The following is a 2671-nucleotide window of genomic DNA, read 5'->3' as shown; positions in this document are numbered from 1 at the left end:
ATTTATTGGCTTGAATATCCCTTTTTAATCAAAGGGAAACCCAATCAAATTATTTTAATTACCCTGATTATTTATAACATTCTTTTTTCACGCTTGGTCTAACATTTAATTCTGAAAAATATAATTAACCATTGGCTATTAATAATTCCGAAAAAGCGTGAGGTACAAAATTCTACGTTTTAGGAAACTAGGGAACAGAAAATAAAAAAGACAACTGTACCTCAAGCTTACTTAGAAATGCTATATTAGCAATTAATAGTCTTAGTGAACTTATAGATGTATTAAGCAGACTTAACATAATAATCTTTAAGTTCTAATCAAAAAAACTATCCCAGAAAAGCCCTTTAGTGCGTACTCAAATAACATAACCAGACCTTAGCGAGCTTGCCCACTGAAAAACCTTTCAAGCTGTTTAAAATTCTCCAAAACACGGCCAGTACCCAAAACTACACAACAAAGTGGGTCTGCTGCAATATGAGTGATAATGCCAGTCTCATGGCTAATTAAAGTATCTATCCCCTTTAACAAAGCACCACCACCAGCTAACATAATACCCCGATCGATAATATCTGCTGCTAGTTCAGGGGGAGTGCGTTCCAAAGTTCGCTTAACCGCCTCTATAATTTTAGATAAAGGTTCAGTCATACTTTCTCGAATTTCTGCTGCTTTGACTGTGACAGTTCTAGGTAAACCAGATAATAGATGTATACCCCTAACTTCCATTGATGCCTCATTATCATCCTGAGTCGGATAAGCTGAACCCAATTTAATCTTAATATCTTCCGCAGTTCGCTCACCTATGACCAAGTTATGGACTTTTTTCATATACTGAGTAACAGCATCATTCAATTCATCCCCAGCTACACGCACAGACTCACTCAGAACTGTCCCTTGTAAACTCAGAACAGCAACTTCTGTAGTTCCCCCACCAATATCCACAATCATATTGCCAGTAGGTTCGGCTACAGGCAACCCCGCACCAATAGCAGCAGCAACAGGTTCATCAATTAACCGTACATCCCTAGCACCAGCTTGAGAAGCAGCTTCCATTACAGCTCGTCTTTCTACGCCAGTTACTCCACTAGGAATGCCAATAACAATTCTTGGAGATACTAAAGTTTTTCCTTCATGGACTCGCCTGATAAAATGTTTCAGCATTAATTCTGCTGTATCAAAATCAGCAATGACCCCATCTCTTAGAGGTCTCATCGCAATTACATTAGAAGGAGTTCGCCCTAACATCCTTTTAGCTTCTTCTCCCACTGCAATAGAAGTTTTTTGCTCCTGGTCAATAGCTACTACAGATGGCTCTTGAAGAACAATACCTTTACCAGATACATATACAAGTGTATTCGCAGTACCCAAGTCAATTCCCATGTCCCGAGACAAGGAAAACCTATTTATCAGACCCACTAGATTTTGACCCCCAAAATCAAATCTTAAGTTTATTTAATAATTTATAAAGAAATATAGCTGAGGTAGATTTTATGATATATTCCTCAGTCTACTAGGACTGTATCAAAAATGATATAAGCAAGTTTAACTGTCCTTGGTTTCTTAGTGCGACACAATAGGGACAAAATCCGGAGGAAGTATTTGATTTAGGAGTTGCTTGAGTAATTAGTCCTCTTAGGATATAGTTATAAGTTTGACAAAANATTTATAAAGAAATATAGCTGAGGTAGATTTTATGATATATTCCTCAGTCTACTAGGACTGTATCAAAAATGATATAAGCAAGTTTAACTGTCCTTGGTTTCTTAGTGCGACACAATAGGGACAAAATCCGGAGGAAGTATTTGATTTAGGAGTTGCTTGAGTAATTAGTCCTCTTAGGATATAGTTATAAGTTTGACAAAAGCCAGGAGATTATTCTGAAAATCCAGAATTCGTAGTTCACTGAAACTACTTATAATGAAATACCTGGCGATATCTAATCCACATATAGTGTTTTTTCCAAGGTTTCTCTCTACTTATAAAACCTATTCCTATATGCCATTTTGTACAGTTCACGGGCTGAAAAAAACTTGTTTTCTCTATTGTTTGCTATCTCTATTGATTATATAAGATAGGTTTTTAGAGTGTTAGATATCTCTTATGAGAATTTATATTATAATATAAATTTGCTTTACAAGGGTGAGGACTTAAACCCTGTTTTTTGGTAAAATTAGAAATTAATTAATATATTCTATAGTATATGAGTTTAAATGTTGTAACTTTGGTTGGTAGGGTAGGTGGAGATCCTGATGTTAAATATTTTGAATCAGGCAGTGTAGTTTGTAATTTAACTTTGGCCGTAAATCGTCGTTCTAGTAAGAATGACCAACCAGACTGGTTCAATTTGGAAATTTGGGATAGAAAAGCAGAGGTTGCTGCTGACTATGTTCGTAAAGGTAGCTTGATAGGGGTAAAAGGCTCCTTGAAGTTTGATTATTGGCAAGATCGTAATACGGGAGCAAGTCGTTCTAAGCCAGTAATTAGAGTATACCAACTAGATTTACTCGGTTCTAAACGTGATAATGAGCAGGCTGCTACAGCAAGTTATGAAGAATTCTAATTTTAAAATTCAATAAAAGTTAGACTCCTTGCAGAAGTAGGGAATAGGGAATTGTTCAATAATTAATAATTAATAATTTCCTGTTCTTGAAAAGAAGAGGATTGGTTAAAGGGG

General features: G+C 35.8%; 2 protein-coding genes. One reads left to right on the top strand and one right to left on the bottom strand.

What is annotated here, in order from left to right:
* Positions 1–375: 375 nt before the first annotated feature.
* Positions 376–1377, bottom strand: a complete 1002-nt coding sequence (locus AFK68_RS02700) for a rod shape-determining protein (RefSeq protein WP_094671426.1) — start codon at positions 1375–1377, stop codon at positions 376–378.
* Between the two features lie 820 nt (positions 1378–2197).
* Here AFK68_RS02700 and AFK68_RS02695 point away from each other — a divergent pair.
* The gene (locus AFK68_RS02695; RefSeq protein ID WP_094671424.1) at positions 2198–2557 is read left to right on the top strand and encodes a single-stranded DNA-binding protein; all 360 of its coding nucleotides are present in this window, start codon (positions 2198–2200) and stop codon (positions 2555–2557) included.
* The last annotated feature ends 114 nt before the right edge of the window (positions 2558–2671 follow it).

Origin of the sequence: Hydrocoleum sp. CS-953 (assembly GCF_002260545.1) — a bacterium.
Classification (GTDB): domain Bacteria; phylum Cyanobacteriota; class Cyanobacteriia; order Cyanobacteriales; family Microcoleaceae; genus Trichodesmium.
Note: the sequence above shows the minus strand (reverse complement) of the source record. Positions and strands in the feature narration are given on the sequence as shown.